The 23,889-nt window shown below is 52.3% G+C and carries 20 protein-coding genes and 1 other RNA gene; 10 read left to right on the top strand and 11 right to left on the bottom strand.

Annotated elements, in window-relative coordinates:
• Nucleotides 1-429 precede the first annotated feature (429 nt).
• The 3 genes from JQC75_RS06175 to JQC75_RS06165 all read right to left on the bottom strand — a co-directional run bounded on the left by JQC75_RS06175 (nt 430) and on the right by JQC75_RS06165 (nt 7,519).
• Nucleotides 430-3,384, bottom strand: a complete 2,955-nt coding sequence (locus tag JQC75_RS06175) for a TonB-dependent receptor domain-containing protein (protein ID WP_203326565.1) — start codon at nt 3,382-3,384, stop codon at nt 430-432.
• A 344-nt stretch (nt 3,385-3,728) separates the two neighbouring features.
• On the bottom strand, nt 3,729-4,937 hold the full coding sequence (locus JQC75_RS06170; RefSeq protein WP_203326564.1) for a porin: 1,209 nt from the start codon (nt 4,935-4,937) through the stop codon (nt 3,729-3,731).
• Nucleotides 4,938-5,155: 218 nt separating this feature from the next.
• Complete coding sequence (locus JQC75_RS06165; protein ID WP_239002095.1) at nt 5,156-7,519, bottom strand: DNA polymerase II; 2,364 nt, start codon at nt 7,517-7,519, stop codon at nt 5,156-5,158.
• A 143-nt stretch (nt 7,520-7,662) separates the two neighbouring features.
• Between JQC75_RS06165 and dinG the strand changes: the two genes are divergently transcribed.
• From dinG to JQC75_RS06135, 6 genes are read left to right on the top strand one after another with little or no spacing between them, the layout of a single operon-like run.
• On the top strand, nt 7,663-9,738 hold the full coding sequence (gene dinG, locus JQC75_RS06160; RefSeq protein WP_203326562.1) for an ATP-dependent DNA helicase DinG: 2,076 nt from the start codon (nt 7,663-7,665) through the stop codon (nt 9,736-9,738).
• Between the two features lie 9 nt (nt 9,739-9,747).
• Nucleotides 9,748-10,521, top strand: coding sequence for a sulfite exporter TauE/SafE family protein (locus JQC75_RS06155; RefSeq protein WP_203326561.1), 774 nt, complete (start codon nt 9,748-9,750; stop codon nt 10,519-10,521).
• Entirely contained in the window at nt 10,518-11,180 is a 663-nt protein-coding gene (locus tag JQC75_RS06150) for a primosomal replication protein (protein ID WP_203326560.1), read from the top strand. The genes JQC75_RS06155 and JQC75_RS06150 overlap by 4 nt, the downstream gene beginning before the upstream one ends.
• 9 nt (nt 11,181-11,189) lie before the next feature.
• Nucleotides 11,190-11,912: a DUF2057 domain-containing protein gene (locus tag JQC75_RS06145; protein WP_203326559.1), complete on the top strand. Its 723-nt coding sequence runs from the start codon at nt 11,190-11,192 to the stop codon at nt 11,910-11,912.
• A gap of 1 nt (nt 11,913) precedes the next feature.
• Entirely contained in the window at nt 11,914-12,831 is a 918-nt protein-coding gene (locus JQC75_RS06140) for a histone deacetylase family protein (protein WP_203326558.1), read from the top strand.
• Between the two features lie 13 nt (nt 12,832-12,844).
• Complete coding sequence (locus tag JQC75_RS06135; RefSeq protein WP_203326557.1) at nt 12,845-13,129, top strand: late competence development ComFB family protein; 285 nt, start codon at nt 12,845-12,847, stop codon at nt 13,127-13,129.
• Between the two features lie 10 nt (nt 13,130-13,139).
• Here JQC75_RS06135 and ffs read toward each other — a convergent pair.
• The 8 genes from ffs to pspA all read right to left on the bottom strand — a co-directional run bounded on the left by ffs (nt 13,140) and on the right by pspA (nt 19,039).
• An RNA gene (gene ffs / locus JQC75_RS06130) (signal recognition particle sRNA small type) lies at nt 13,140-13,236 on the bottom strand.
• A gap of 151 nt (nt 13,237-13,387) precedes the next feature.
• Nucleotides 13,388-13,699, bottom strand: a complete 312-nt coding sequence (locus tag JQC75_RS06125) for a ComEA family DNA-binding protein (RefSeq protein ID WP_203326556.1) — start codon at nt 13,697-13,699, stop codon at nt 13,388-13,390.
• Between the two features lie 96 nt (nt 13,700-13,795).
• Nucleotides 13,796-14,974 (bottom strand): trans-sulfuration enzyme family protein, encoded by a 1,179-nt coding sequence (locus tag JQC75_RS06120; RefSeq protein WP_203326555.1) that lies wholly within the window; start codon nt 14,972-14,974, stop codon nt 13,796-13,798.
• A 112-nt stretch (nt 14,975-15,086) separates the two neighbouring features.
• Nucleotides 15,087-16,163, bottom strand: a complete 1,077-nt coding sequence (locus JQC75_RS06115; protein WP_239002094.1) for a TIGR01620 family protein — start codon at nt 16,161-16,163, stop codon at nt 15,087-15,089.
• A 36-nt stretch (nt 16,164-16,199) separates the two neighbouring features.
• The gene (locus JQC75_RS06110) at nt 16,200-17,621 is read right to left on the bottom strand and encodes a YcjX family GTP-binding protein (RefSeq protein ID WP_203326553.1); all 1,422 of its coding nucleotides are present in this window, start codon (nt 17,619-17,621) and stop codon (nt 16,200-16,202) included.
• Nucleotides 17,622-17,709: 88 nt separating this feature from the next.
• Nucleotides 17,710-18,105, bottom strand: a complete 396-nt coding sequence (pspC, locus tag JQC75_RS06105; RefSeq protein WP_203326552.1) for an envelope stress response membrane protein PspC — start codon at nt 18,103-18,105, stop codon at nt 17,710-17,712.
• Nucleotides 18,092-18,331: an envelope stress response membrane protein PspB gene (pspB, locus tag JQC75_RS06100; protein ID WP_203326551.1), complete on the bottom strand. Its 240-nt coding sequence runs from the start codon at nt 18,329-18,331 to the stop codon at nt 18,092-18,094. The genes pspC and pspB overlap by 14 nt, the downstream gene beginning before the upstream one ends.
• 24 nt (nt 18,332-18,355) lie before the next feature.
• On the bottom strand, nt 18,356-19,039 hold the full coding sequence (pspA, locus tag JQC75_RS06095; protein WP_203326550.1) for a phage shock protein PspA: 684 nt from the start codon (nt 19,037-19,039) through the stop codon (nt 18,356-18,358).
• Nucleotides 19,040-19,214: 175 nt separating this feature from the next.
• On the opposite strand from pspA, the gene pspF reads away from it, so the two are divergent.
• The 4 genes from pspF to JQC75_RS06075 all read left to right on the top strand — a co-directional run bounded on the left by pspF (nt 19,215) and on the right by JQC75_RS06075 (nt 23,889).
• The gene (pspF, locus tag JQC75_RS06090; RefSeq protein ID WP_203326549.1) at nt 19,215-20,282 is read left to right on the top strand and encodes a phage shock protein operon transcriptional activator; all 1,068 of its coding nucleotides are present in this window, start codon (nt 19,215-19,217) and stop codon (nt 20,280-20,282) included.
• A gap of 70 nt (nt 20,283-20,352) precedes the next feature.
• On the top strand, nt 20,353-21,981 hold the full coding sequence (locus JQC75_RS06085) for an ABC transporter substrate-binding protein (RefSeq protein WP_203326548.1): 1,629 nt from the start codon (nt 20,353-20,355) through the stop codon (nt 21,979-21,981).
• Nucleotides 21,981-23,012 (top strand): ABC transporter permease, encoded by a 1,032-nt coding sequence (locus JQC75_RS06080; protein ID WP_203326547.1) that lies wholly within the window; start codon nt 21,981-21,983, stop codon nt 23,010-23,012. The genes JQC75_RS06085 and JQC75_RS06080 overlap by 1 nt, the downstream gene beginning before the upstream one ends.
• Complete coding sequence (locus JQC75_RS06075) at nt 22,999-23,889, top strand: ABC transporter permease subunit (protein ID WP_203326546.1); 891 nt, start codon at nt 22,999-23,001, stop codon at nt 23,887-23,889. Before JQC75_RS06080 ends, JQC75_RS06075 begins: the two co-directional genes overlap by 14 nt.

Raw genomic sequence — 23,889 nt, 5'->3', positions numbered from 1 at the left:
ATAAAGGTTTAACTTACAGGTAACTTAGGCAATTTGAGGTGTCAAACGCCCGTTTGTCACACATAAGTTGGTCTTTCTCTTGTGATTGTTAGAGTTTTCTTCCCTTTCCTATGCCCCGCAGGGCATAGACCCGCTCGCATCATTTCACAAAATGTTGACCTGTGTCAACACGACACCAAGCCCGAAATAGCGCTAATTGTTCGGTCTTGAGTCGTCGCGGCCATAAGAGCTAATTTCAACTGTGAGTGCGTCAGACACTCAATCCAAGACTGCAATCAAACAAACAAAAAGCAAACTTTTTATACATGTGCCAAAGGGGGTTCGATGAGGCTTTAAGCCGTGCAGAGCCTATGTATTTGAAATTCTGGTCTTGCTTGTCCGCAAAAAAAAACCCAGCACTCATGGCTGGGTTTTTGGAGAGTCTAAAGATTAGAACTTCAGACGAACACCTGCGTAGTAACGGCGACCAATCGCATCGTAGGTACCAGCATCAGTTTCTGCGCCAGTAACGTTACCTGGCAGACCAGTGATGATTGGTGGTGGATCGTTATCGAACACGTTGTTCACACCAACATAAATCTCTGTGGAGTCAAATGGACGATAAGCAATGTTGAAATCATGGTAGGTTTCAGAACCAACGCCCACAGACTCAGGTGCCAAATCGTAGCCAGACAGGAAGCCATCATCCAGATAAGACTTGCCGATGAAGGTGGTATTCCACGCAACAGTCAGGTCTTCCCAGGTGTAGCCCAGAGACAGATAGAACTTATCTTCTGGAGATCCGATCTCACCGATGAAAGGATCTTTTTCAGAACCTGGCAGCGGAATCGCGTAACCATCGAGTAAGTGAGTGTATGCCAAACGGGCATTCACCTGACCTGTCAGTCCGTAATCTTCAAAGTCTTTGGCATAAGTAACAACCAGATCCACACCTTCAGTCGCATAGCCACCGCTGTTGGTAGAACCAGAGTCAATGAATTCCAAAGAACCGATACTGTTGGCACCGGTGCCTTTATCGCGACGTGTAATGAAGGAACACAGGCTGCTGTCGCCACCGTAGCACTGGTCAAGAATGAACTGACGTGGAGTGCTTACGATAGCGTCTTCGATTTCGATATCAAAATAGTCGACGCTGAAATCGAAGTCTTCGAGTACTGCAATACCTTCAGGGGAAACAGTTACACCGAAAGTCCAAGACTTACCCATTTCTTCGGCAAGTTCTGGGTTACCACGGTCAAAACCACTGATACCCTGCAAATCACCCTGTGTCAGGGTGAACTTGCCATTTGCTTGAATATTGGCCAATACCGCTGCGTCAGCGCGACAGGCTTCAGCCTGAGCACCTGCAGTGGTCAGGGTCACATCCAAACATGGATCAGTCAGACCAGTTGGGAATGTCTGGCTTGGTGGTGAATACAGTTCATTGATGTTAGGTGCGCGAGTAGATTGTGCACGGATAGCGCGGAAACGCACTGAATCAATTGGAGCCCAGTCCAGAGCCACGTTCCAGCTCTCAGTATTACCCACGGTAGAATAATCAGAGAAACGAACAGCACCACGCAGATTCAACTGCTCAGCCATGAATACATCAGACAGCAGTGGCACGTTAACTTCTGTGTAGTATTCGATTACATCGAACTTACCTTCAGTACGTGGAATTGCGTTACCAGCATTCAGACCCGCTTGTTGAAGCGCATCGAACTCGCTGCGTGAATATTCTTCACGATATTCAACACCTGCGGCTAAGCCTACAAAACCTGCTGGCAATTCAAACAGGTCACCACTGATGTTCAGACCAGCGAGCTTCTGAGAAGTGAAAGTAGACAGCAGACCTGGTGCATTGATGTATTTAGCAGCTTCAGGACTGATAGAGCCGTTACCGAACACATTTACAGGCACACAACCTTGATCACGGGCGTTTGCATCTTTACAGATGATGTTACCGTTTTCATCTGTATAGGCTTCGAGTGCGTTGCGGAAGTTAAGTACGTTAACCTGTCCGCTTGACACCTGAGATTCCTTGGTAGCACCGTATCCGTAGAAGGCATCCAGATACCAACCGTCGGTGATTTCGCCTTCAATACCGGCAACCAAACGGAAAGTATCACGATCAGCTACGTTACCGCGGTTACCGATGTCCGCCATACGACGTGTAAAGCCAATATCTTTGAAACCATCACCGTCTTCGTCAGTAGCGGCATCATAGATAGCATCCGGTACGAACGGATTGCGCACAGTAGTCATCTGACCATTCATCATGGCTTCGAACTCAATTGGCACCTGGCCACCGGTTGAACCATAGATGTCTTCTGAGCTCAGAGGGAAAGGCTCAAGTTCTGTCTTGGTTTGAGTACCTGCATAGGTACCTTCCATGAAGGCGCTCCAACCATCAGCAAATTCATACTTGCCGTTGGTTGCCAGCAGATAACGTTCTGTTGGAATTGCAATTGTACGATAGTGGCTACGGTTGAAACCATCAGCATCTACGGTGTCAGAACCGTTGGTAGACCAACCTGCTTTCAAATTACCGTTTTTATCAAAGGTAAACTGAGAGTCACCAGCGAAGAAACGTCCTTGAGGAGCATAGCTAGAATAGAATGGACGTGATGGGGTGAACATGTCTTCCGGCAAGCCGGTGAAATAAGCACCCAGAGATGCTTGGTCAACAGCAGAACGCTCACGGTCGCGAGAGAATACAGCACCTTGATCAGTGTAGGCACCGTGGATCATCACATTGCCTTTACCATCAGCGGAAGAAGTACCCATGGTGAACTGCACCTGAGTTTCTTCTGAATCGCCTTCTGAGCTCTGGCCGGTCTGAGCTTCAAACTCGATACCTTCGAATTCCTTCTTGTAAATGATGTTAACAACACCAGCTACAGCGTCAGAACCGTAAACAGCCGACGCACCACCGGTCATCACTTCTACACGTTCGATGAACTGAGTAGGGATAGAGTTGAGGTCAACGGCGGTAGAGCCAGGAACACCGGCAACGAAGCGGCGACCATTAACGAGAACCAATGTACGGGCAGTACCCAAGTTTCTCAAATCAACGGTAGCTACACCGGCACTGGCTGTAGAGAAGTTTGAGTTGGTACGGCTGATGGCAGGGGTACCAAATGCAGGGTTCTTCAGGAGCAGTTCCTGAATGTTGGCCACACTGCTGGTATCAATGTCGCTGGCATCGATTGTTTGAACAGGTGAGAAGCCTTGCAGATCTGTTCCGCGCAGTCTTGAACCTGTTACTTCAATCTTTTCAATCTTTTCTGCTTTTTCAGTCGCTTCTTCTTCAGCATAAGCCGCTGTTGCGGCTACCGAAGAACAAGCAGCGCCATAAATCAGTGCCAGACGCACAGACTTGGATAACATGCTGTTCTTAAGCATCGTCGATCTCCCTGGATTACAGTTTTTATAATTTGCCCTGAGGCTTGTGTTGCTGGTGTTACACAAGTAATCACCATGTCACTTTCAACTGTGAATAGAAACACACAAAAAACATTTTTTCAACACGAATGAACAAATGAAATACAAGTGACACTTCATGCCTGCTTAAAGATTCAGCAGTCTGACGAATGCCGGGTACTTAAGAGCTACGCCTGACGCAGGTTGTGAATGTGCGTTTACGCATTTAGAACACGGAATAAATAAGAAGTAAGGGCGTGGGCTTATAGAGCATAGAAACAAAAAGCCCGGCAATGCCGGGCTTTATTTAGCGTACTTTCTTATTATTACAATGTGTAACGAATACCTATTGCAATACCATCATCTTCCGAAAGTGCCATTCTGGCTTCCTGTTCGACATCGGCACTGCTGAAATCACTGAAATCTTTACGTCCTTCAACATAAAGCACTGTGTCTTTATCCCAAACATAATGTAAGCCTGCTACCACGAATTGACGTTTAAATACGTCGTTGGGATCGGCATTGAAGTTTGGCTGGATAACGTAATCACTGCCGGCATCCAGTAAGTTATAAGAAACAAATGCACGGAAACCGTTTTCAAATTTGTATGAGAACAGTGACTCAATACCATAGGCTTCTTTAATCAGGCGGCCGATGTTGTCTGTATCGTGGTTTTCGTTGTAGTTATAGTTAACCGAGGCATAAAAACCGTCGGCGTCAAAATCACCCCAGGTCGCGCCCACACCATAGATAAGATCCACAGCGGTGATTTGTTCGCCATTACCGTAGGTAACATCAAATTCACCGCGGTTAACGCCAACCGACAGAGCCAGTTTGTCAGTCGCCTTCCAGGTAAAAGCACCGCCGTAGGTGTAGTTATATTCAACCTGCTGAGCTTCGCGTTTTCCCTGCTGCCACAAAGCTTCGCAATCAGCCTGAGTAATGTCGTCAAAGTCACAGGTGAAGAAGGTGCTGTTTTTTAGCTGAGCCTGAACGGCATAGCTGAAATCACCCACGCTGTTACGATATTGAATAACCTTATCACCACGGCCGGTGCCGTTTACGGCGCCATCATCCTTGTTATAGGTGTAAACACCTGCGGCGTTTCCGTCCCATACAAAGCCATAGTTGGTGCCATATACCACGTCATACCAAGCGCCCCACTGCTTACCTATGGTGAGGGTACCCCAGGTGTCGTGGCTCAGTCCGGCATAGCCAAGACGGTTGTAAAAGAACTCATCCTGTACGGTTTCAAACTTGTTGTTATACACGATTTCACTGCTGCCAAAGGGATTTATCCCCCATTCGAGCAGGGCAAAGGCCTTCCAGTCGTGGCTGAGGACACGCTCAAAGCCAAAATTAATACGTGAGGCACCGTTTACCACTTCTGTGGTGTCCTGGGTATGGATTGCGCGGGCGTCGATAAAACCACCGATAGAGACGGCGTTTTTATCGTCTTTGTATATTTCGATGGCAGAAACGGTGGGAGCCACCAGCGAGGCCAATATAGCGCCGGCGATGAGAGTCTTGTTCATGGTGCCTAACCTTCTTTATGGAGATCGAGTCGCAGGATATTTTCCGTAATTTTATTTCCATCCTGGAACCGACGAAGATTAGCAAACCCCGAAGCACTCGACAAAGAAAAAATGCAGCAAACGTGTTAAAAATCACACCACGCATTAAGATAAACCACTAACCAAAGGATATTTAACCGACTATTAACCCAAATAACTCAAAGTCACACGACCTTAAACTAGATTAACAATAATTGCTCTGCGCCCGCCTTTTGGTAATTAACTTTCAAAACGGCGAGTATGGGTTCCAGGATAGGCATTAGCTGGCGGTCAAAGTAGTAGTCATAATCGATGGGCTGAGACAGATAACCCAGAGGCTCTGCCCCGGCCTTGGTAAAGAGATAAGATATAGAAGCACCACGCTTGCCACGGCTGCTATCACCGGTTGCACTGACAAGCGCTGCGGCGGCTTTCACGTGGGGGGCTGACTTTGCCGTGTACTGGCTGATATCGCGCTTAAGCCGCTTTTGGAACACCAGCTCATTGTCATACTCTCCGGCAAAAAGCGCCTTTTCCACATCACTCACATACTCGAGCAGGTCTTCCTGCTGGAACAACCGGCGGTACAGCTCATACTGCACCCTGCGCGCCAGCGGGCTCCAATCGCTTCTAACCTGCTCCATTCCTTTAAACACCAGTACCTTTTCATCACCATTATCGTACCGTCCGACATAGCGCTTTTTACTGCCTTCAGTGGAATGCCTGAGGGTGGGCATAAAAAATTGCTCAAAGTGACGCTCAAACTCAAGCTCTAAAAAGCATTCCAATCCCTTGTCATCATGCAGTTGCTGTTGCCAGCGCCGATTCACCATCTCCACCAAGGCGCATCCTGTGGCCCTGGCATTCTGCGCATCATTTCCCAGCCAAACAAAAGTCGAATCCGTATCACCATAAATCACCTGAAACCCTTCAGCCTCAATCCAGGCCTTGGTAGTACGCATGATCTCATGGCCCCGCAGGGTAATGGAACTCGCCAGGCGATAGTCGTGAAATACGCAGCCCCTGGAACCCAGCACCCCGTAGAGCGAGTTCATGATGATTTTCACCGCCTGAGACATGGGGCCGTTCTGGTTTGCCTTCGCCTCTTCTCTTCTACTGGCCAGGGTCTCTACGAGCTTGGGCAAAATGGGCGATTTGCGACTGAATCGTGCCCCGCGAAATCCTTCAACCGACATTGCCTCCGGCTCAGTCAGACCGAGCACCAGTCCCTTTGGGTCAATTAAAAAGGTTCGGATAATAGAGGGGTAGAGACTCTTGTAATCCAGTACCAGTACGTTGCGATACAGGCCCGGAAACGAATCCATCACATAGCCCCCCGGGCTGTCAGGCCCTGGGATTTTTTGCATGGCAGGCGCGACAAAACCGGCGCGGTGCAAATGGGGCAGATAGAGATGATTAAAGGCTGCGACACTGGCCCCCACCCGGCCAAACTCCAATCCGGTAAGGCGCGCCCTTTCGAGGGCGAAATGAATCAGATCCGTCTTTTGAAAAATATCCCACACCAAGCGGCAGTCGGTTAGGTTATAAAAGGCCAGTGCCGCTTTGTCTTCGCGAAACAACCGGGTGATTTCCTCCCCCCGGTCATCCGGATTATGAATAGCCTTGCCCTCACCCAGAAGTTCACCCGCCACCCTGTCGAGTGCGAAACTGTCGAACTGATAGAATGCCGCTTTTAACCAGTCGATACCATCCAGTACCACACGGCCCGGCAAGTCCAGCGTCTCCGGCCTGTGTTTATCCTCTACTTTCCAATTGAGCGGCTTACCAAATCGCCCGATGCAAAGCCGCATGCCATGGTGTTTCGCCCGCCGCCACAGGAGTGACAAATCAAATGTCACCACAGACCAGCCCAACAAGATGTCGGGGTCAACCTCCAAAAACCAGCGTTGAAGCGACAAAAGCAGCGACACTTCATCCGCTGCCCACTCCACAGCAACCCTGTGATCCAAACCATCGCGATGGCATGTGAGCACACCGTCCCCTTCGCCAACCATAATAACTTTGGGCTCGCAGTCGCCAAACACGCCCACAGAATAAAGCTCCCCCGACATACTGCACTCGATATCGAGAGAGACTGCTTTCAGGGATATGTCTTCACTGGCGGCTCTTACCCGACTGGCAACAAACCTGCTTGGGTCACTTGCATCGAAGTAACCGTAAAATTCCGCATCCAGCGCCACAAAGCGCTCAATCAGGAACCGCTGCTCGGGCTTGATATCGGCCTCGTAAAGCGCAACATCCAGCTCCTGAGCCCGGCTGACCAGTCGCTTGAGCATCACTCCGGTACGGCAGTAGACAGCGTGTACAGGTTGCCTGCTGAAACTCTGCAGCGTAAGGGGCTGAGCCCAGGCTTCGGTCTGAGCAACCCCGGTGAGTATTCGCTCTACTTCATCACTGTGGCAAAAGGCCATCGGCCTTTGATTGTGTACTTCCACCTTCACGGGCCCATTGGTGGTTTTAATCAGGTATTCGAGCACTGTGTCACCGCCGCGCTGCACACTGGCGCGCGTGAGCACCCGCCCCTTAAGTAGCGTTGGAGCCATTGATTCATTAGAGCCTGGGCAGCAAACGGATGACAATTCCATGGGCAGAGGGTCAAAAAACACACATTAGCAATCATTGCAGGGTTCTTAGCCTAAGCAATCACTGTTATTATGTACAGCATAATTGAGCTGCCGAGAGCACCATGCTGCCAGACAAAGTCAAAACTCAGATCCGTGCCATCTATAAAGATATTGCCGCCGCATTGCCAAACTTCCGGTCCCGCCGCGAGCAAAACTTCATGGTCGCGGAGATCTCCAAGACACTGGCAGGGGAGTATGACAAGCACAGACGCATCATAGTCGTAGAGGCTGGCACTGGTATTGGTAAGTCACTGTCTTACATTCTGGGCACCATTCCCCTGGCATTGGCCCAAAAAAAGAAAGTCTGTATCGCCACTGCAACCGTTGCTTTGCAGGAGCAACTGCTGCACAAGGATCTGCCATTTTTTTTGGCACACTCCGGACTGAACTTTCGTTTTGGGCTGGTAAAAGGCAGACAAAGATATGTGTGCCTCGCCAAACTCGAGATGCTCATCGGCGACAACAACGGCACTCAAATGGCCATGTGGCAGACCAAGCCTGATACGGCGCAGGTTGAAATGCTGCAGAAACTGCACAGCGATTTTCATAAGGGCCTCTGGAACGGCGAAATAGACACCCTCGAAACGCCCATTCCCGATCACCTTTGGCAGCAAATTGCCTGCGATAAGCATTCCTGTCACCGGCAAAATGCCAGCCACCGCCAATGCCCGTTTCACAAGGCGCGGGAAGATGTGGATACCTGGGATGTGTTGATTGCCAACCACAGTTTGCTGTTCGCCGATCTCGAGCTCGGCGGCGGGGTGATACTGCCCGATCCCGAAGAAATGTTTTACGTGATTGACGAAGCCCACCACCTGCCTGTGGTTGCCAGAGACTTTTCCAGTGCGCAGGCGACACTGAGAGGCGCTGCCGATTGGCTGGAGAAAATTGGCAAAACCGCCGCCAAATTGCAAAATCAGATCAAGAGCAACAACATCATAGCGCCATCCCAGGCCATGCAAGACCATGTCGCTGACATCGCAGGTATGCTCAATCAGGTGGCCCATTATTGTGACGGCGAAAAAGCCCGCTTCGATAACCCGGAAAACCGCTTGCGTTTCACCCATGGCGCTCTGCCCGAGGTACTTAAACGCCACGCGGAAAACCTGGCTACTGCCACCAGTGGCGCCTTGAAGCAGTTCAATAAAATGCAGCTGCTGCTTGGAGAAGCCATTAAAGATGGCGATATTCCGCGTCATCAGGCCGATACGCTGCAAACCGAGACCGGCTTTATGCTGCAGCGACTTGAGAACCTGCACAAGCTCTGGAAAATGATGGCCAAAGAGGACAATAAAAAAGGCGCACCCACCGCGCGTTGGATAGAGCTCTTGCCGGCCAATAAGCAAGTGGACTATCTGCTTTGCGCTTCGCCTATCGAAGTTGGCTTTATGCTGGAGTCCATGCTGTGGGAAAAGGCTGCCGGCGTGGTACTTTGCAGCGCAACCTTGCGGGCTCTGAATCAATTTGACTATTTTGCCCATCAGGTGGGGCTTTCACTGCACGATGGCAGTCGCTATCTGGCGCTGCAGTCCCCCTTCAACTTCGAAAACAATGCCACCCTGTATTTACCCAAAATGCGCACTGAGCCCACCGACGACAACTATACCGATGAATTGGCAGAGCTCATTTTAAAACTCACAGAACATGAAATGGCCAGTCTGGTGCTGTTTGCCTCGTATTGGCAAATGGAAAAGGTTGCAGATATTCTTGGCCCCAAACTGAAAATCCCCTTGCTTATCCAAGGTAACTCGCCGCGACAGCTGCTGCTGGAAAGTCATAAAAAGCGGTGTGATGAAGGCAAGCCTTCCCTGCTCTTTGGCACCGGCAGTTTTTCAGAGGGTCTGGACTTGCCCGGTGAGTACCTTACCAACCTGATTGTCACCAAGCTGCCTTTTGCCGTTCCCACATCACCGGTAGAGCAAGCCCATGCCGAGTACATCAAGGAAAAAGGCGGTAATCCCTTTTTGCAGTTGACCATTCCGGACGCCTCGCGCAAGCTCATTCAAAGCTGTGGCCGTTTACTGCGTAAAGAGCAGGACTATGGCAGGATCACCATTCTGGACAGACGCCTTGTCAGTAAAAGATATGGCAAGTCACTGCTTGACGCCCTGCCTCCCTACCGAAGGGTCATTGAATAGGAACCGCCTGTGGAATTACTGCAAGACCCCGCCAGCCTGTTATTGTTGGCGTTGGTCGGCCTGATTGCCGGCTTTATTGACGCAGTAGTGGGTGGCGGCGGCCTCTTATCTATTCCGGCGCTGCTGTCATTCGGACTCCCTCCCCATCAGGCGCTCGGCACCAATAAACTGTCAGCCTGTTTTGGCTCGGCCACCTCGGCCTGGACCTATTATCGGCAACAGCTGTTAACCCCGGCCTTTTGGCACCACAGTGCCATGGCAACCCTGATGGGAGCACTGCTTGGCACAGTGGCCGTATACCTGACAGATGCCGACGTTTTACAAAAACTGCTGCCGCTGGTCATCATGGCTATCGCCCTCTACACCCTGGTTAAGCCCAGCGCTATTGAACATCCCAAGGCCCAGGAGCCTCAGGCGCCGGCCAGCCACAAACACCAGTGGCTGCAGGGTCTGCCACTGGGATTTTACGACGGCTATGCCGGCCCCGGCATTGGCGCCTTCTGGACCTTGAGTTCCAGCCGTCTTTATCGCCTGCCCGTACTGCAAAATTGCGCTCTTGCCCGTGCAATGACCCTGATAAGTAACATTACAGCTCTGACTGTGTTTATGTTTTTTGGCCAGGTCGATGTTGCAATTGGTCTGTTTTTGGGCGCGTCCATGATGGCCGGAGCCTACCTTGGTGCCCGCAGCGCCATTCATTTTGGGCTTCCTTTTATTCGGCCAGTGTTTATTCTGATTGTGTTTGCTGCATCCACCCAACTCGCCTGGAGAGCCTGGTTTTGAAATACGACGGACTGCTTTCACGCCTGCGCAGCCAACTGAAAACGCTGGAGCGGGAGGTACTTCAGCACGATGCGGCGCTGCCGCCCCATAGCCGTAAATTGATGCAGGACACCGAAAGGTTTAACGATGAGCTGTTTGTTCAGCACGGCGCCCAGCTCTACCCCTGCATCGGCCAGATTGAAAAGGACATCAAACAGCTTGAGCAGCGGCTACAGCTTAATTTAAACGCCTCCACCATCATCGCCGCCTGCGAACGGATTAATGACAGATTCAGTGCCGTTAAACGTGCCCTTGCCACCACAGGGATTGGCGTAAAGGCAGCAGCACAGGCTAAGGACAGTGCCAGAAAGCGGATGCTGGCAAGCCAGGAGCGACGTCACGACAACAGCGGCTTCGCCTGGATTGCCGCGGGCGTGATGCAAAACAGCCATCAACTCTATGACGAGTTGAATAAACATTTGAACTGGGCCAGAAAAATCGAGTCAAAGATCGAGCAACTGGAAACAATACTTGAAAATTGTCATGGTACTGACAAAATCAAGACGCAAAATGAGATCCTTTTGATGCACCGCAGGCTCGGAAAGTGTCGCCAGGCAATCAGCTACATTGAAGATCGTATCCAGGCATTCGAGCGGCCGTATCAAAGTCACAATCGTTAAGGAGCAACAATGAAATCAGTTTTGCCTGTCGGCGCTCTGCTCGCGCTGGCCGCTTCATCCTCGGTGTTTGCCGGCAGTCTCACCATCCCAATGTCTTTCGAGTATCTGGCACTGGACGGCCAGGAAATTTCTACCAACAGCTTTACCCATAAAGCCGAGCTGGACCTGTCCCCCGGCACCCACAAAATCGCCATCCGTTATCACGACATGGTGGACGATGAGTTCAGCGACAGCCAGACCTTTATTAAATCGGCTCCCTTTATTCTGACGCTGAGGGTAGATGGTGATTATGATTACTTCCTCAAGCCTGCCAATGGCGATCAGATTAAGCAGCCAAAACAATTCGCCAAGTCTCCTCAGGTTGTGGTGAGCCGTGCCGACAAGGGTGAAGTGAGCTACAAAGTCGTTCAAACAGACTACAAAGAAGACAGCTTTGTCGGCCGTCTCTTTGGTGGTTCCAAGGGCGTGGATATAGACGAAGCCGCCGCCGCTGCCACTGCTGCAGGTACAGTCGCGGTAGCGAGTACTGTTCCCTCAGCCCCTGTGAGCCCAGCAGCCCCTGTAAGCCCATCAGCTCCGGTATTGGTTGACAGTAACGTACCGGCAGCAACCAGCCCGGTTCCGCCAGCCGTTGGCGGCGCCCATGCCCAGCAAATGCTGCAATACTGGTGGCTGCAAGCCGATGAGAAAACCCGCAAGGAATTTATGAGCTGGGCTATCAAACAGCTCTGAGATGATCCCTCTGGTCTATCACACCAGCTATTCCCGGCTGGTGTTGCCCCCAAAGCATCAATTCCCCATCACCAAGTACGCCCATCTCCGGCAGCATTTGCTGGAGCATGGGCATGCTTCAGAAGCGCAATTTGCCATACCTGAGCCGGTGGACGCAGCCTTTATCAAACGCGTTCACGACTCAAACTACGTAGATGCCTTTCTCAGTGGCAATCTGTCACCACAAGCCATTCGCAGGCTGGGATTTCCCTGGAGCAAAAACCTGGTTGAACGCACTCTGCATTCTCTTGGCGGCACAAGGCTCACGGCGCAGCTTGCCATGACCCACGGCATTGCGCTGCACCTTGCCGGCGGCTACCACCATGCCCACCGGCATTTTGGCAGTGGTTATTGTGTGTTCAACGATCTGGTATTGACGGCAAGGCACCTCATCGATGAAGGACACGCAAGCCGCGTGATGATCCTTGACTGCGACGTACATCAGGGCGATGGTACTGCGACCCTGTGCGCGGACATGGAGGATATCATCAGTGTTTCCCTGCACTGCGAAAGCAACTTTCCCAGCCGCAAGCCCGCTTCCGACTATGATGTTCCCCTGCCAAAAGGGCTAAAAGACGATGGCTATCTCGACGCATTGGCGCAAGTATTTCAATACCTTCTGCGTCTGGAAAAGCCGGATGTCATTCTCTATGATGCAGGAGTCGATGTTCATCATGATGACAGGCTGGGGCATCTTTGTGTCAGCACCCCAGGGATCCTTCGCAGAGACAAACTGGTGTTAACCATGGCCAAGGCGGCCGGGTTACCGGTTGCTGCGGTTGTCGGCGGCGGATACTGCGTAAATCCACTACACTTGAGCGAAAGACACAGTCAATTATTTATTGCCGCCAATCAGGTATGGCAAGGGGATAATGAATAACGCGGAGCATTCTATGCAACTCGAAATCCGGAACTACTATGAAGTGCTGCTCTTGGAAATTTTGTCCGATGAAGGCCTGATGGATGAGCTTCCCGAAGATTATCTGGCCGATCTGTCCTGTATTACCCTCAATCAGCTTCCCGTGCGTTACATCCGCCACCTGGTAGATACCTATTTTTTTGAGGACTATCAGGAGTTGCAACAAATGCGCAATGAGATACAAGCGGCACTGGAAAGGTCCCGGGCATTTTTGAAAAAACGTAATCTGGAGCGGCTTCGCGAACGCGAAAATGACTAGATTGGTGACGTACCCAGAGCCACACCCCGGCACACGAGTCGCCTGCTGCGGTTGCTTCCTTCCGGACCTGGCCGAGTTCACAGGTTATCATTGCGGGGGGACCCTGGGTCCGCCATAGATTTCCATCAGTGATGGAACGGCGCCGATTATCCCCCATTGCCAAGCGGCAAATCAAGTCAAAACCGGAAATTAGCGTCTTTACCCTGAACAACAGCACAATAGATAAACAAAAGGCCTGCTTTGCAGGCCTTTTGTCAGTTACAGACCCAAGAGGTCCTTATTGTCGTCCAGCACCTTCTGCCCTACCCCCGCCACCTTGGTCAGGTCTTCTAAACTCGCGAAACGGCCATACTGATTGCGATACTCGACTATCGCTTTGGCTTTCGCCTGACCAATACCTTTGAGCAATTGCAGCTCAGTTTCTGTCGCGGTGTTGATGTTGATTTTGCTGGTCTGAGGCATTTGTACCTCAGCCTTGGGGACTTTGTCTGTTTTTGGCGCTTCTTCGGCCACCAGCGGTAAATGAAACACGGCGGCGCCAAGCAAAAGGGTAACAAGTACTTTGTTCATAGGTTCACTCCATTGAGTTGTTTAACGTGGCCGGGGCTCCCTTTCCTTGCCACACAAATAACTCTAGTTACCCTTTGTAAAAGTGCAAATTTCCCATTAAAGCTTTGCCAAAGCCTGAGATAAATCCGCAATCAAATCATCTACATCCTCAAGTCCCACCGAAATCCTCAGCAAGGTATCGGTAATACCTGCATCAAGCCGTGCTTCCGGCGTGTAAGGCGAGTGCGTCATGGATGCCGGGTGCTGAATGAGGGACTCGGCATCACCCAGGCTCACGGCGATGGTGAATACCTTAAGACTGTCGACAAAATTGATGGAACCTTCGATATCTGACTTAAGTTCAAAGGCAATAACGCCCCCGGCGCGGCGCATCTGCTTACCGAGGAATTGATTACCCTGATGGCTCCTTAGCCCGGGGTAATAAACACGCACCACCTTGGGATGGGCCTCAAGAAAATCGGCAATTTTTTCCGCATTATCACAGTGACGCTGAACCCGCACGTCCAGTGTTTTCATGCCCCGCAGAATGAGCCAGGCATCGTGGGGCGACATCACGGCACCTATATCCTTAATGATCTGGTATTTAACCTTATCAATCTGCTCCTTGCTGCCGGCCACCATGCCGGCTATCACGTCGCCATGACCATTGAGGTATTTGGTGGCACTGTGAATGACCATATCGATACCGTGCTCCAGGGGACGCTGCAGCAGCGGGGTCATGAAGGTGTTATCGACTATGGTAAGCAAGCCATGACGCTTGCCGATGGCGGCAATGGCGTCGAGGTCGAAAACGTCCAGATGGGGATTCACCGGGGTTTCACAGAAAATCACCCTGGTGTTGTCACGGATGGCACCTTCGATGGCGGCAGGCTCTTTAAAATCCACCCGGGTCACTTCAATACCGAAACGGGCCATTAGCTCGGTCATCAGGGCAAAGGTACAACCATAAACAGCGCGGCTGGCCACCAGATGCTCGCCCTGACTCAGATTGGCCAGCAGCGCAGCAGACACCGCCCCCATACCAGAGGCCGTGGCCGCTGCAGCCTCGGCACCTTCGAGAATGGCGAGCTTGCGCTCAAGCTCTGCTGTGGTGGGATTTCCCAGGCGGGTATAGATGTAACCGGCTTCGTCACCGGCAAAACGGGCACCACCCTGACGGGCGTTGTCGAATACAAAGGTCGCACTCTGATAGAGGGGACTCACCAGCGCCCCCATGGCATCACGCTCGTGGCCCCCATGAACGACGAGGGTGGCTAACTTGCTTTTCTCCTGCATAACAGCTCTCCCAAAAAGCACCACCTTAAGAAATTATAGGTTGTGGCGGTGGTGTGGGCACTAACATGACGGCCCCGAACGCAAACGCCAAGGGCCACAGTAGAATTAAGCGTCAGCTATTTGTAAAATCTTTGTTACGACGCAGACGGCTATCCGCCTGGCCATTCAGAGCGCTACTAAACAAAGACTTAAGTTCAACAAGCAATTGCTGATGGATACGGGAAAGTTTGGGTTTTTGCGCCGCCTTGAAGGTTAACGGCCGGCAAAGGGCCATGGCCTGATACCCGAGCCGGGCAGTCAGTAGCCCACCGCCGAGCCCCTGGGCCAAGCGAGCAGAAAGCTTACCGGTCATCTCCACCGATAACAGCTGGCTGCCAAGGTCGGTCACAAGCTCTGTGGTGCCCGCATAAAAGATGTTCACCAGAATGGCGCGGATAAGCCGGATGCGGCTCCAGTAGCCCAACTCAACACCATAGCAGTCGGCTACTTCACGGATCATCTTCTGGTTACGCCACAGGATGACGCCCATGTCGAGCACAGCCAGTGGGCTTGCCGCCAGCAGCGCGGCCGATTCCATCGCATAACGGCTTACCTTGCGCTTGGCTGCTTCATCCTGGGCTGTGAGTACACACTCCTCATAGAGAGTCAGCTTTTCCGCGTCGTTATGGTCATCCCGCACCAAACCCTTGAACTTGTTGAAAGCATCTTGCGGCGCCTTGGCACTGAGGCCGTCAATAAACGCGTCGGCCTCGCCGATTTGTACACTCTCACGAATTCGTGTTCCCTGCTCTCTGGCATCATCTGTGGCTTTAAGGCGTTTAAGCAGCCGGTATTCGCGCCAGGCTGCACCAAGCCCCCAGGTGAGCACCAACCCAAGCACCACGCCATAGAGACCAAAGAGCCAGGGGCTCTGGCGATACGCATCCATCAATCCCAGCATGGTTTCAGTGGCCACAAGTACACCCAGGCCTGTTAGTGCCCACTTCGCCAGGGGCGACCAGCGGCGGCCTTCAAGCCCTTGGAGGGTAATATGGGCATCGAGGGGTGACAGCGCCTGTTCAAGCTCGGTTTCATCGAGGGTGCGCACCTCGGTCTCAACGGCAAAACGCTGAGTGCCTGCGAGAGCATCGTCGGTTGGCTGCTCTGATTCAAAGCGTCGTGCGGGCGCCAGCGGCGTCTCGTCTTTCATGATTTCAGTCATCTCCTGCTACTAACTGGTTCCCACTCAGGCAAGCTTATCGCCGAGCAGGTATTCCAGCAGATGATCGAGGCGAATATGGGCCATGGGGCTCTCGCCATTTCTGGCCATGGGCGCAAACTGCACAAATTCAAAGCCCTGATTTTGCCAGAAATCCGGCTTGGGTAAGCTTTGGGGCACTTCGCCGGGAAACAGCGTAATGGGCTTGCCGGTAGCAAGCTCGGTGCCTGTGACCACTTCCACCTCGCCTTTTTCGGTATTGACCATCCCCGGCCGGGTAGCGCGAATGGCACTGATGGCCATCGCCTCAACCTGGCAGCCTTCGAAACGGGCGAAGTGCTCACTTCGCCCGAGCATTTGTTTAAGCAGCCCGAGCACCCGGCCCTGCTGATCCCGGGTCACATGGTCGATTTTACTTGCCGCAAACAGAAGCTTATCGATGCGAGGGGAAAACAGTCTTCTAATCAGGCTGGATTGACCGAACCTGAAGCTTTCGAGAATGCCATCGAGCGCCAGGCTCATATCTTCAAACTGGGCCCGGCCACGATTCAGGGCGCTGAAGCAGTCAACCAGCACCAATTGCCGGTCAAAACGGGCAAAGTGACGTTTAAAGAAGGGCTCGACCACCGCATCCACATATTCACGATAACGGCGACAGAGCTGGCCATAGGCGCTGTCCTTGCCCGCCCCGGCGGCCAGCTTGTGGGACGCGTCATCCAGCGGCAGTGGAAAGAACGCCAAAAGCGGCGCGCCTTCAAGCTCTCCTGGCAGCAACATGCGTCCGGGCTGGGCAAAATAATACCCCTGACCATGGACCGACTCTTCGAGGTAGGCACGATACAGGCCTGCGATACGCTCAAACTCTTCATCGCTTAAGGGCTCATCGAGGCGAACCCGGCTTGCCGCCTCGATAAAGGCCTTGAGAGACTCAGACGGGGCTCGTTTATTGATGGCGGCAAACACGCTCTGGCTCCAACTGGCATAGTCCTGACGCAGCATGGGCAAGTCCAGCAGCCACTCACCGGGGTAGTCCACCAAATCGAGATACAGGGTGGATACATCAGAGAGTTTCGATAATAAGCCACCTTTCGGGCGATGGCGGATTTCGAGCCTGAGCTCAGACAAGTTACGGGTAGACGCGGGCCAACTCGGCGGTGTCTGTGATAAAGCTGTAAGCGCCCCCTGAAGGTCGAAGCTTGCGATATTCAAATCGGGTTGGCTTGTGCGGCGAACACCCACCAGTCTTTCATCGCGGCTCACCTGCCACAGCGGCAGGTTTTTATCGTTTGCAGCGGTGGCACTCAGGAGCTGATGTACAAGGCCTGTAATAAAGGCCGTTTTCCCCGCTCCCGAGAGGCCGGTTACCGCCAGTCTTAAATGCCGGTCAGTGCTCCTTGCCAACAAGTCGCGTGCTTTTTGCGTGAGTTTATCCACCGGGCTGCTCGCCATTGTCTCTCCTGAATCATCCCTTATACCGCGTCTTTGTTTTTTAACATGTCAACAAAGACAAAGGGCGACCGAGTCGCCCATAGTTAACTTAAAGGTTGTTGATTTGCCGCTTTAAGTCGTAGTTGTCTGATGTCACGTAGCGCTCAAGGGACTGGAGTCTGGATTCCAGGGAGCGAAACTGACGGTTCACATCGGCCAGTGCCTGCTTGGCGGGTTCTCCGGCCTGCCAGACCTTGCGTTTGACCTCAATGTCACTGATGTCATCGTGAACCTTTGTGGATACCGGCTTTACATCCAAAATCATCCACAGGGCCACATAAAGAATGAAGATAATCCCTGAACCGCCGAGGAGGAAGATGGACACTGCCACCACTCGCACCAACCAGGTCTCGAAGCCGAAGTAATCGGCGACTCCGGCGCAGACCCCGGCAATCTTGCCTTGCTTGGGAATGCGATAGAGGGTCCTGCCATCACGCGTGCTCATGCTTGTTCCTCCACTCTGGAGACTCGGCGTCCAAAATCGCTTCCAGAGTCTCGATACGCTGATCCATCTTGTCAGCCAGGGCGATGAGTTCGTTAAGCTGTTTGAACTCTTCGTCGGTAAGTCCCTGGCTCACCTGCCGCTTGCTGCGGTAATGCAGAACCAGCCATATGGGTGCCACTATCACCATGAAAATAATAATGGGCGCCATCAATACATCCATATCCATAACTCACCTCCCCCGATAAATTCGTTACTTGCCCGCTTTTTCTTTGGTCTTGCCCTTCATTTTAGCCTTCAGGGCTTCCAGCTCGGCATTCACTGAATCTTCGGCCTGCAGGGCGGCAAATTCGTCGTTCAGGCTGGATTTGCTTGCCAGATCATAAGATTCAACCTGCGCTTCCAGACTTTCGACACGGGCCTCATACTGCTCGAATTTCAGCATGGCATTGTCGATTTTGCTGGAGTCCAGCTGCTTTTTTACCTCAAGACGGCTGGAAGCAGTCTGCTTGCGCATGATGATGGTCTTTTGGCGCGCCTTGGCGTCGGCCAGTTTTTCCTGCAGCTGAGTCACTTCTTCTTTCAGACGCAGGATATGGTCTTCCACCACCTCCAGCTCGCGCTGCAGGGTGTCGGCCAGAGCAGAGGCTTTTTGCTTTTCTGCCAGGGCGGCGCGGGCCAGGTCTTCACGCTCTTTGGAGATAGCCAGTTCAGCTTTCTCTTCCCAATCCTGAACCTGGGCATCAACGCGGGCGATGCGGCGAAGAATGTCTTTCTTCTCGGCCAGAACCTTGGCTGAGGTGGAACGCACTTCCACCAGAGTGTCTTCCATTTCCTGAATGATCAGGCGAACCATTTTTTCCGGATCTTCAGCCTTGTCGAGCAGGGAGCTGATGTTGGAGTTAATGATGTCCGCGAAACGAGAGAAAATACCCATAATTCAATCCTCAGATGTAGTTGGTTTTCACAATGAGTAATACACAGAGTGTGCCAACTTTGCTTTTTATATATTTTTCAACAACAAAGACGATATTTTAAGATTCGCTTTATTTTATAAGTGCAGACACCTATTATGAATTTCACCACTTGTTAGCGAATAAGACCAACAAAAAGTGCCCAACGCATTTAAACAGGATAACCTCATCGGACAGTCCAATGCACTACTGGAAGTGCTTGAACATGTCTCGCGCATCGCTCCCCTCTCCAAGCCTGTGCTGATTATTGGAGAACGAGGTACCGGCAAGGAACTGATAGCCGAGCGTCTGCACTATCTGTCCCAACGCTGGGATCAGAGTTTTCTTAAACTAAACTGTTCTTCTTTGAGCGAAAATCTACTCGAAAGCGAACTCTTTGGCCATGAGTCCGGCGCCTTTACCGGCGCAAAGGGTCGCCATGAAGGCCGCTTCGAGCGCGCCGATGGCGGCACCCTGTTTTTGGATGAACTGGCCAACACGTCCGGCCTTATCCAGGAAAAGCTCCTCAGGGTCATCGAATATGGCGAGTACGAGCGGGTGGGCGGCAGTAAAACACTTCAAGCCGATGTGCGCCTGATTTGCGCCGCTAACGAAGATCTGCCATCGCTGGCTGAAGCCGGTGAGTTTCGCGCCGACTTGCTCGACCGCCTCGCCTTTGACGTGATTACCCTGCCGCCCCTGAGAAGCCGTAAAGAAGATATCATGCCGCTGGCGGAATATTTCGGCGTCGGCATGGCAAGGCAGCTGAAACTCGAATATTTTCCTGGCTTTGCACCACACGCTATTGAGCAACTGCTGGCTCATCAATGGCCCGGCAACATCCGTGAACTCAAAAACGTCATTGAACGCTCTGTGTATCGCAGCGGCGCCGAGGGCGAGCCTATCGAACACATAGTGCTTGACCCTTTTGATTCCCCCTGGCGGCCCAAAGGTCGGGTCAAAACCCGGGAGCGGCAGGTACAACCGGCGCCTGAGCCCAAAACAGAGCCTGTGATAGCCTCCCATGTTGAAGCCGCTGCAAACGCGCCAATGCCAGGCTTCCCACTGGACTTGAAAGAATATCTGGAAGCCGTGGAGAAAGACCTCATCCAGCACGCGTTGGCAACAAGCCAATTCAATCAAAAGAAATCGGCCGACATGCTGGGGCTTAGCTATCACCAGCTGCGCGGGATCCTGAAGAAATACAATTTACTGGATAAGGCATAAGTGGATTGCCGGGGGCCGCGGGCGGCTGTTAGAATCAATCATTACCGCTTACATCAATAACGATTCTTTAATGAATGCGCTGACAACCCGGCTCTATCGGTTTGCATTGCTGCCCCTTCTCGGTGGTTGGCTCGCGGCCTGTGGCCATCAGCAATTGCCCCCCGGGGTGGTTTACTGTTCCGAAGGCAACCCTGAATCATTCAATCCCCAGACGGTGACTTCCGGCACCACCATTGATGCCACATCACACCAGATATACAGCCGTTTGGTGGATTACGACGCCGAAGAAGGCAAAATAGTCCCTGCGCTGGCCGAGCGTTGGAGCATCAGCGACGATGGCCTTGAATATCGTTTTGTATTACGCCAGGGCGTACAGTTCCATCACTCAGCCAAATTTGCCCCCAGTCGCCCACTCAATGCTGATGATGTGCTGTTTTCATTTCATCGCATTCTCGATGATGATCATCCTTTCCACTGGGTTTCCCGCAGTGGATATCCGTTTTTCCAAAGCATCGATTTTGCCAATCAGGTCGCGTCGGTCACCAAGGCCGGTGATCATGAGGTGGTATTTAAACTCAATCACACAGATGCGTCGTTTTTATCGAATCTTGCCACCGATTTTGCCGTCATACTGTCAGCCGAATACGCCGCGCAGCAACTCCGGGCTGGCACGCCAGAACAGCTGGACTCTCAGGCCATAGGCACTGGGCCATTCCGTTTGGTGGAATATGTAAAGAACGAATATATTCGCTACCGCCGCCACGACGATTATTGGGGAAAAGCCCCTGAAATTGAGATGCTGGTGTATGACATTACCTCCAAGAGCACAGTGCGCTTATCAAAGCTCATCACCGGAGATTGCAGTGTGTCGGCACTGCCCAAGGCGGGCGAACTTGATTTGATTGAAGCCCATCCGGATCTCAGCCTCGAGTCCAAGCCGGGCCTTAACGTGGCCTTCTGGGCATTCAATACCCAAAAAGCCCCCTTCAATGATGTGCGGGTACGAAAAGCCCTCTCACTGGCCATCGATAAGCGCAATATTCTTGCAGCCGTTTATCAGGATACCGCCGTTGAGGCCCAGAGCCTGCTGCCGCCCTCCTCCTGGGCGTACGCCAGGGATTATGAGCTTGATATTGATTATTCCCCTTCCAGAGCCATGACCCTGCTTGCCGATGCCGGTATTCGCAACCTCAGTATTGATATCTGGGCCATGCCGGTTGCCAGGGCATACAACCCCAATGCGCTGAAAACGGCAGAGCTGATTCAGGCGGATTTAGCCAATATTGGTGTCAAGGCCAATATCATCAGTTACGACTGGTCGGTATTTACCCAAAAACTGAATCAGAGCAACTATGACTCTGTGCTTATCGGTTGGAATGCCGATAACAGCGACCCGGACAACTTTTTCAGCCCGCTGCTGAGCTGCGCCTCCATGGCGTCGGGAAGTAACCGCTCACGTTGGTGCAACCCGGCTTTTGACCAGCTATTGTCGAGGGCCCGTTCGACCACCGACAGATTGGAGCGAACCGCGCTCTATCAGGAGGCACAGGCCACTGTCGCCAAAGAACTGCCCCTCTTTGCCTTTGCCCACGCCAAACGCTCACTGGTGCATCGCACCAATATCCGCCATATGCCGGTGACGCCTTTTGGCGGTATCGCCTTCGCCGACATTCAGCCGGCAACCGGGGAGGAGAACTGATGGGTATTTATCTTATCCGCAGGCTTAACCTCTTTATTGCCACGTCACTGTTGATGGTAAGCATTCTATTTATAGCGACGAGCCATTTCCCCACAGACAGGGTCTTCGCCCTGACTGGCATCGATAACCCCTCAGGCGAGCAAGCACTGCAAATTATCGATGATTATCAGCTGGATAAGTCAGAATTTCGCCAGTATATCGCCTACATTCAGCAGCGGCTTACCGGCAACCTGGGGATTTCCACCACGTCCCAGCAGAGCGTCGCCAAAGAGCTGGCCACTGTGCTACCGGCCTCCTTTGAACTGGCGTGTTTTTCAGGCTTACTGGCACTGCTTCTTGGGATCCCACTTGGGGTGCTGGCATCCCTTAACCAGCATAAGCTGACCCAGCATGCGATTATGGCCATTACCCTGACAGGCTATTCAATCCCGGTATTTTGGCTCGGTTTATCCTTGTCGCTGTGGTTTGGTGTACGTCTTGGCTGGTTGCCTATTTCGGGCCAGATTAACCTGCTTTACGAAATCAAACCCGTCACCGGGTTTATGCTGATTGACACCCTGTTGTCGGACTCGAGCTACCGCATCTCGGCGTTCAAAGATGCCCTGGCACACATAGTGCTGCCGGCAGCGACACTGGCGGTGCTGCCTTTCACTGTGGTGGTGCGCATTACCCGTGCTGCCATGGTCAATGTGATGAATCAAACCTATATACGCGCGGCCGAAGCAAGGGGCCTGCATACCAGCACCATCATTTTGCGCCACGCGCTGCCCAATGCCCTTATCCCATTGCTGAAACATCTGGGCCTGATGCTCGGCGCATTCGCCAGCTACGCGATTGTGGTAGAGGTTATTTTCTCCTGGCCTGGCGTGGGCTCCTGGCTGGTATCGGGCATTTATCAGCGTGATTATACGGTTATTCAAGGCGGGATTTTGGCCGTTGCGCTGCTGATTATCTTCCTGAGTATTTTGATAGAAGTGATACACACAGCTTCTAACCCGCTGAGCAGGAAAGAACTTTATGCCTCAAATTAAAATTTATCAGGAAGACGACATCCCGTCTCCCATGAGGCGGCTCTGGCAGACGTTTGCATCCAATCCCTTTGCGCTTGCCGGGCTTTGGGTCATTGTAGGCCTTCTGTTTTTTACCCTGTTTGGCCCCTGGCTTGCCCCCTTCAGTCCAGAGGCCCAAAACCCCAAAGCCTTGCTGCTGCCCCCATCGTGGGATCCCGCCGGCACTGTGGAGCACTTTTTGGGTACGGACGATTTGGGCCGGGATATTTTCAGTCGTATCCTTCATGGGGTACAGCTGACGTTCGGCATGTCCCTGGCTGTGGTCATCACAGCACTGCTGCTTGGCTTTGTCATAGGTGCCATCTCAGGCATGATGAAAGGCATTAAATCCAGTATTCTTGGCCACCTCCTGGATGCGCTCTTGTCCATTCCCTCACTTTTGATGGCCATTCTGGTGGTAGCAGTACTTGGGCCTGGGCTTGGCAACGTGTTTTGGGCTGTGGGTATTGCCCTCACCCCGCAGTTTGTGCGCGCCATTCATCAGGCCATCCACGAAGAGTTGCAAAAAGAGTATGTGACTGCCGCTCGTCTCGATGGCGCCAACAGTGCACAAATCTTTTGGTATGTGATCATGCCCAATGTCTGGGAGGTGGTGATTATTCAAACCACCCTCGCCATTTCCACGGCGATTCTGGATATCGCCGCGCTGGGCTTTTTGAATCTGGGTGCTCAGGCGCCGAGCCCCGAATGGGGAGCCATGGTGTTTCAGGGGCTGGACAACCTGCTTACCGCGCCCTGGACCATGACAATCCCCGGGCTCGCGATACTCTTTACCGTCCTTGCCGTTAACCTGGTGGGTGATGGATTACGCTCGGCCCTTGCGCCGATAAAGAACTGA

It is taken from the genome of Shewanella litorisediminis (genome assembly GCF_016834455.1).
Lineage (GTDB): Bacteria > Pseudomonadota > Gammaproteobacteria > Enterobacterales > Shewanellaceae > Shewanella > Shewanella litorisediminis.
This window is presented reverse-complemented; position numbering and strand designations above follow the sequence as displayed.

Excerpts from the sequence above, each read along its gene's own strand:
- JQC75_RS06175 (WP_203326565.1), bottom strand. The coding sequence starts at position 3,384 with ATGCTTAAGAACAGCATGTTATCCAAGTCTGTGCGTCTGGCACTGATT.
- JQC75_RS06170 (WP_203326564.1), bottom strand. The coding sequence starts at position 4,937 with ATGAACAAGACTCTCATCGCCGGCGCTATATTGGCCTCGCTGGTGGCT.
- JQC75_RS06165 (WP_239002095.1), bottom strand. The coding sequence starts at position 7,519 with ATGGCTCCAACGCTACTTAAGGGGCGGGTGCTCACGCGCGCCAGTGTG.
- dinG (WP_203326562.1), top strand. The coding sequence starts at position 7,663 with ATGCTGCCAGACAAAGTCAAAACTCAGATCCGTGCCATCTATAAAGAT.
- JQC75_RS06145 (WP_203326559.1), top strand. The coding sequence starts at position 11,190 with ATGAAATCAGTTTTGCCTGTCGGCGCTCTGCTCGCGCTGGCCGCTTCA.
- JQC75_RS06140 (WP_203326558.1), top strand. The coding sequence starts at position 11,914 with ATGATCCCTCTGGTCTATCACACCAGCTATTCCCGGCTGGTGTTGCCC.
- JQC75_RS06135 (WP_203326557.1), top strand. The coding sequence starts at position 12,845 with ATGCAACTCGAAATCCGGAACTACTATGAAGTGCTGCTCTTGGAAATT.
- JQC75_RS06125 (WP_203326556.1), bottom strand. The coding sequence starts at position 13,699 with ATGAACAAAGTACTTGTTACCCTTTTGCTTGGCGCCGCCGTGTTTCAT.
- JQC75_RS06120 (WP_203326555.1), bottom strand. The coding sequence starts at position 14,974 with ATGCAGGAGAAAAGCAAGTTAGCCACCCTCGTCGTTCATGGGGGCCAC.
- JQC75_RS06115 (WP_239002094.1), bottom strand. The coding sequence starts at position 16,163 with ATGAAAGACGAGACGCCGCTGGCGCCCGCACGACGCTTTGAATCAGAG.
- JQC75_RS06110 (WP_203326553.1), bottom strand. The coding sequence starts at position 17,621 with ATGGCGAGCAGCCCGGTGGATAAACTCACGCAAAAAGCACGCGACTTG.
- pspC (WP_203326552.1), bottom strand. The coding sequence starts at position 18,105 with ATGAGCACGCGTGATGGCAGGACCCTCTATCGCATTCCCAAGCAAGGC.
- pspB (WP_203326551.1), bottom strand. The coding sequence starts at position 18,331 with ATGGATATGGATGTATTGATGGCGCCCATTATTATTTTCATGGTGATA.
- pspA (WP_203326550.1), bottom strand. The coding sequence starts at position 19,039 with ATGGGTATTTTCTCTCGTTTCGCGGACATCATTAACTCCAACATCAGC.
- JQC75_RS06085 (WP_203326548.1), top strand. The coding sequence starts at position 20,353 with ATGAATGCGCTGACAACCCGGCTCTATCGGTTTGCATTGCTGCCCCTT.
- JQC75_RS06080 (WP_203326547.1), top strand. The coding sequence starts at position 21,981 with ATGGGTATTTATCTTATCCGCAGGCTTAACCTCTTTATTGCCACGTCA.
- JQC75_RS06075 (WP_203326546.1), top strand. The coding sequence starts at position 22,999 with ATGCCTCAAATTAAAATTTATCAGGAAGACGACATCCCGTCTCCCATG.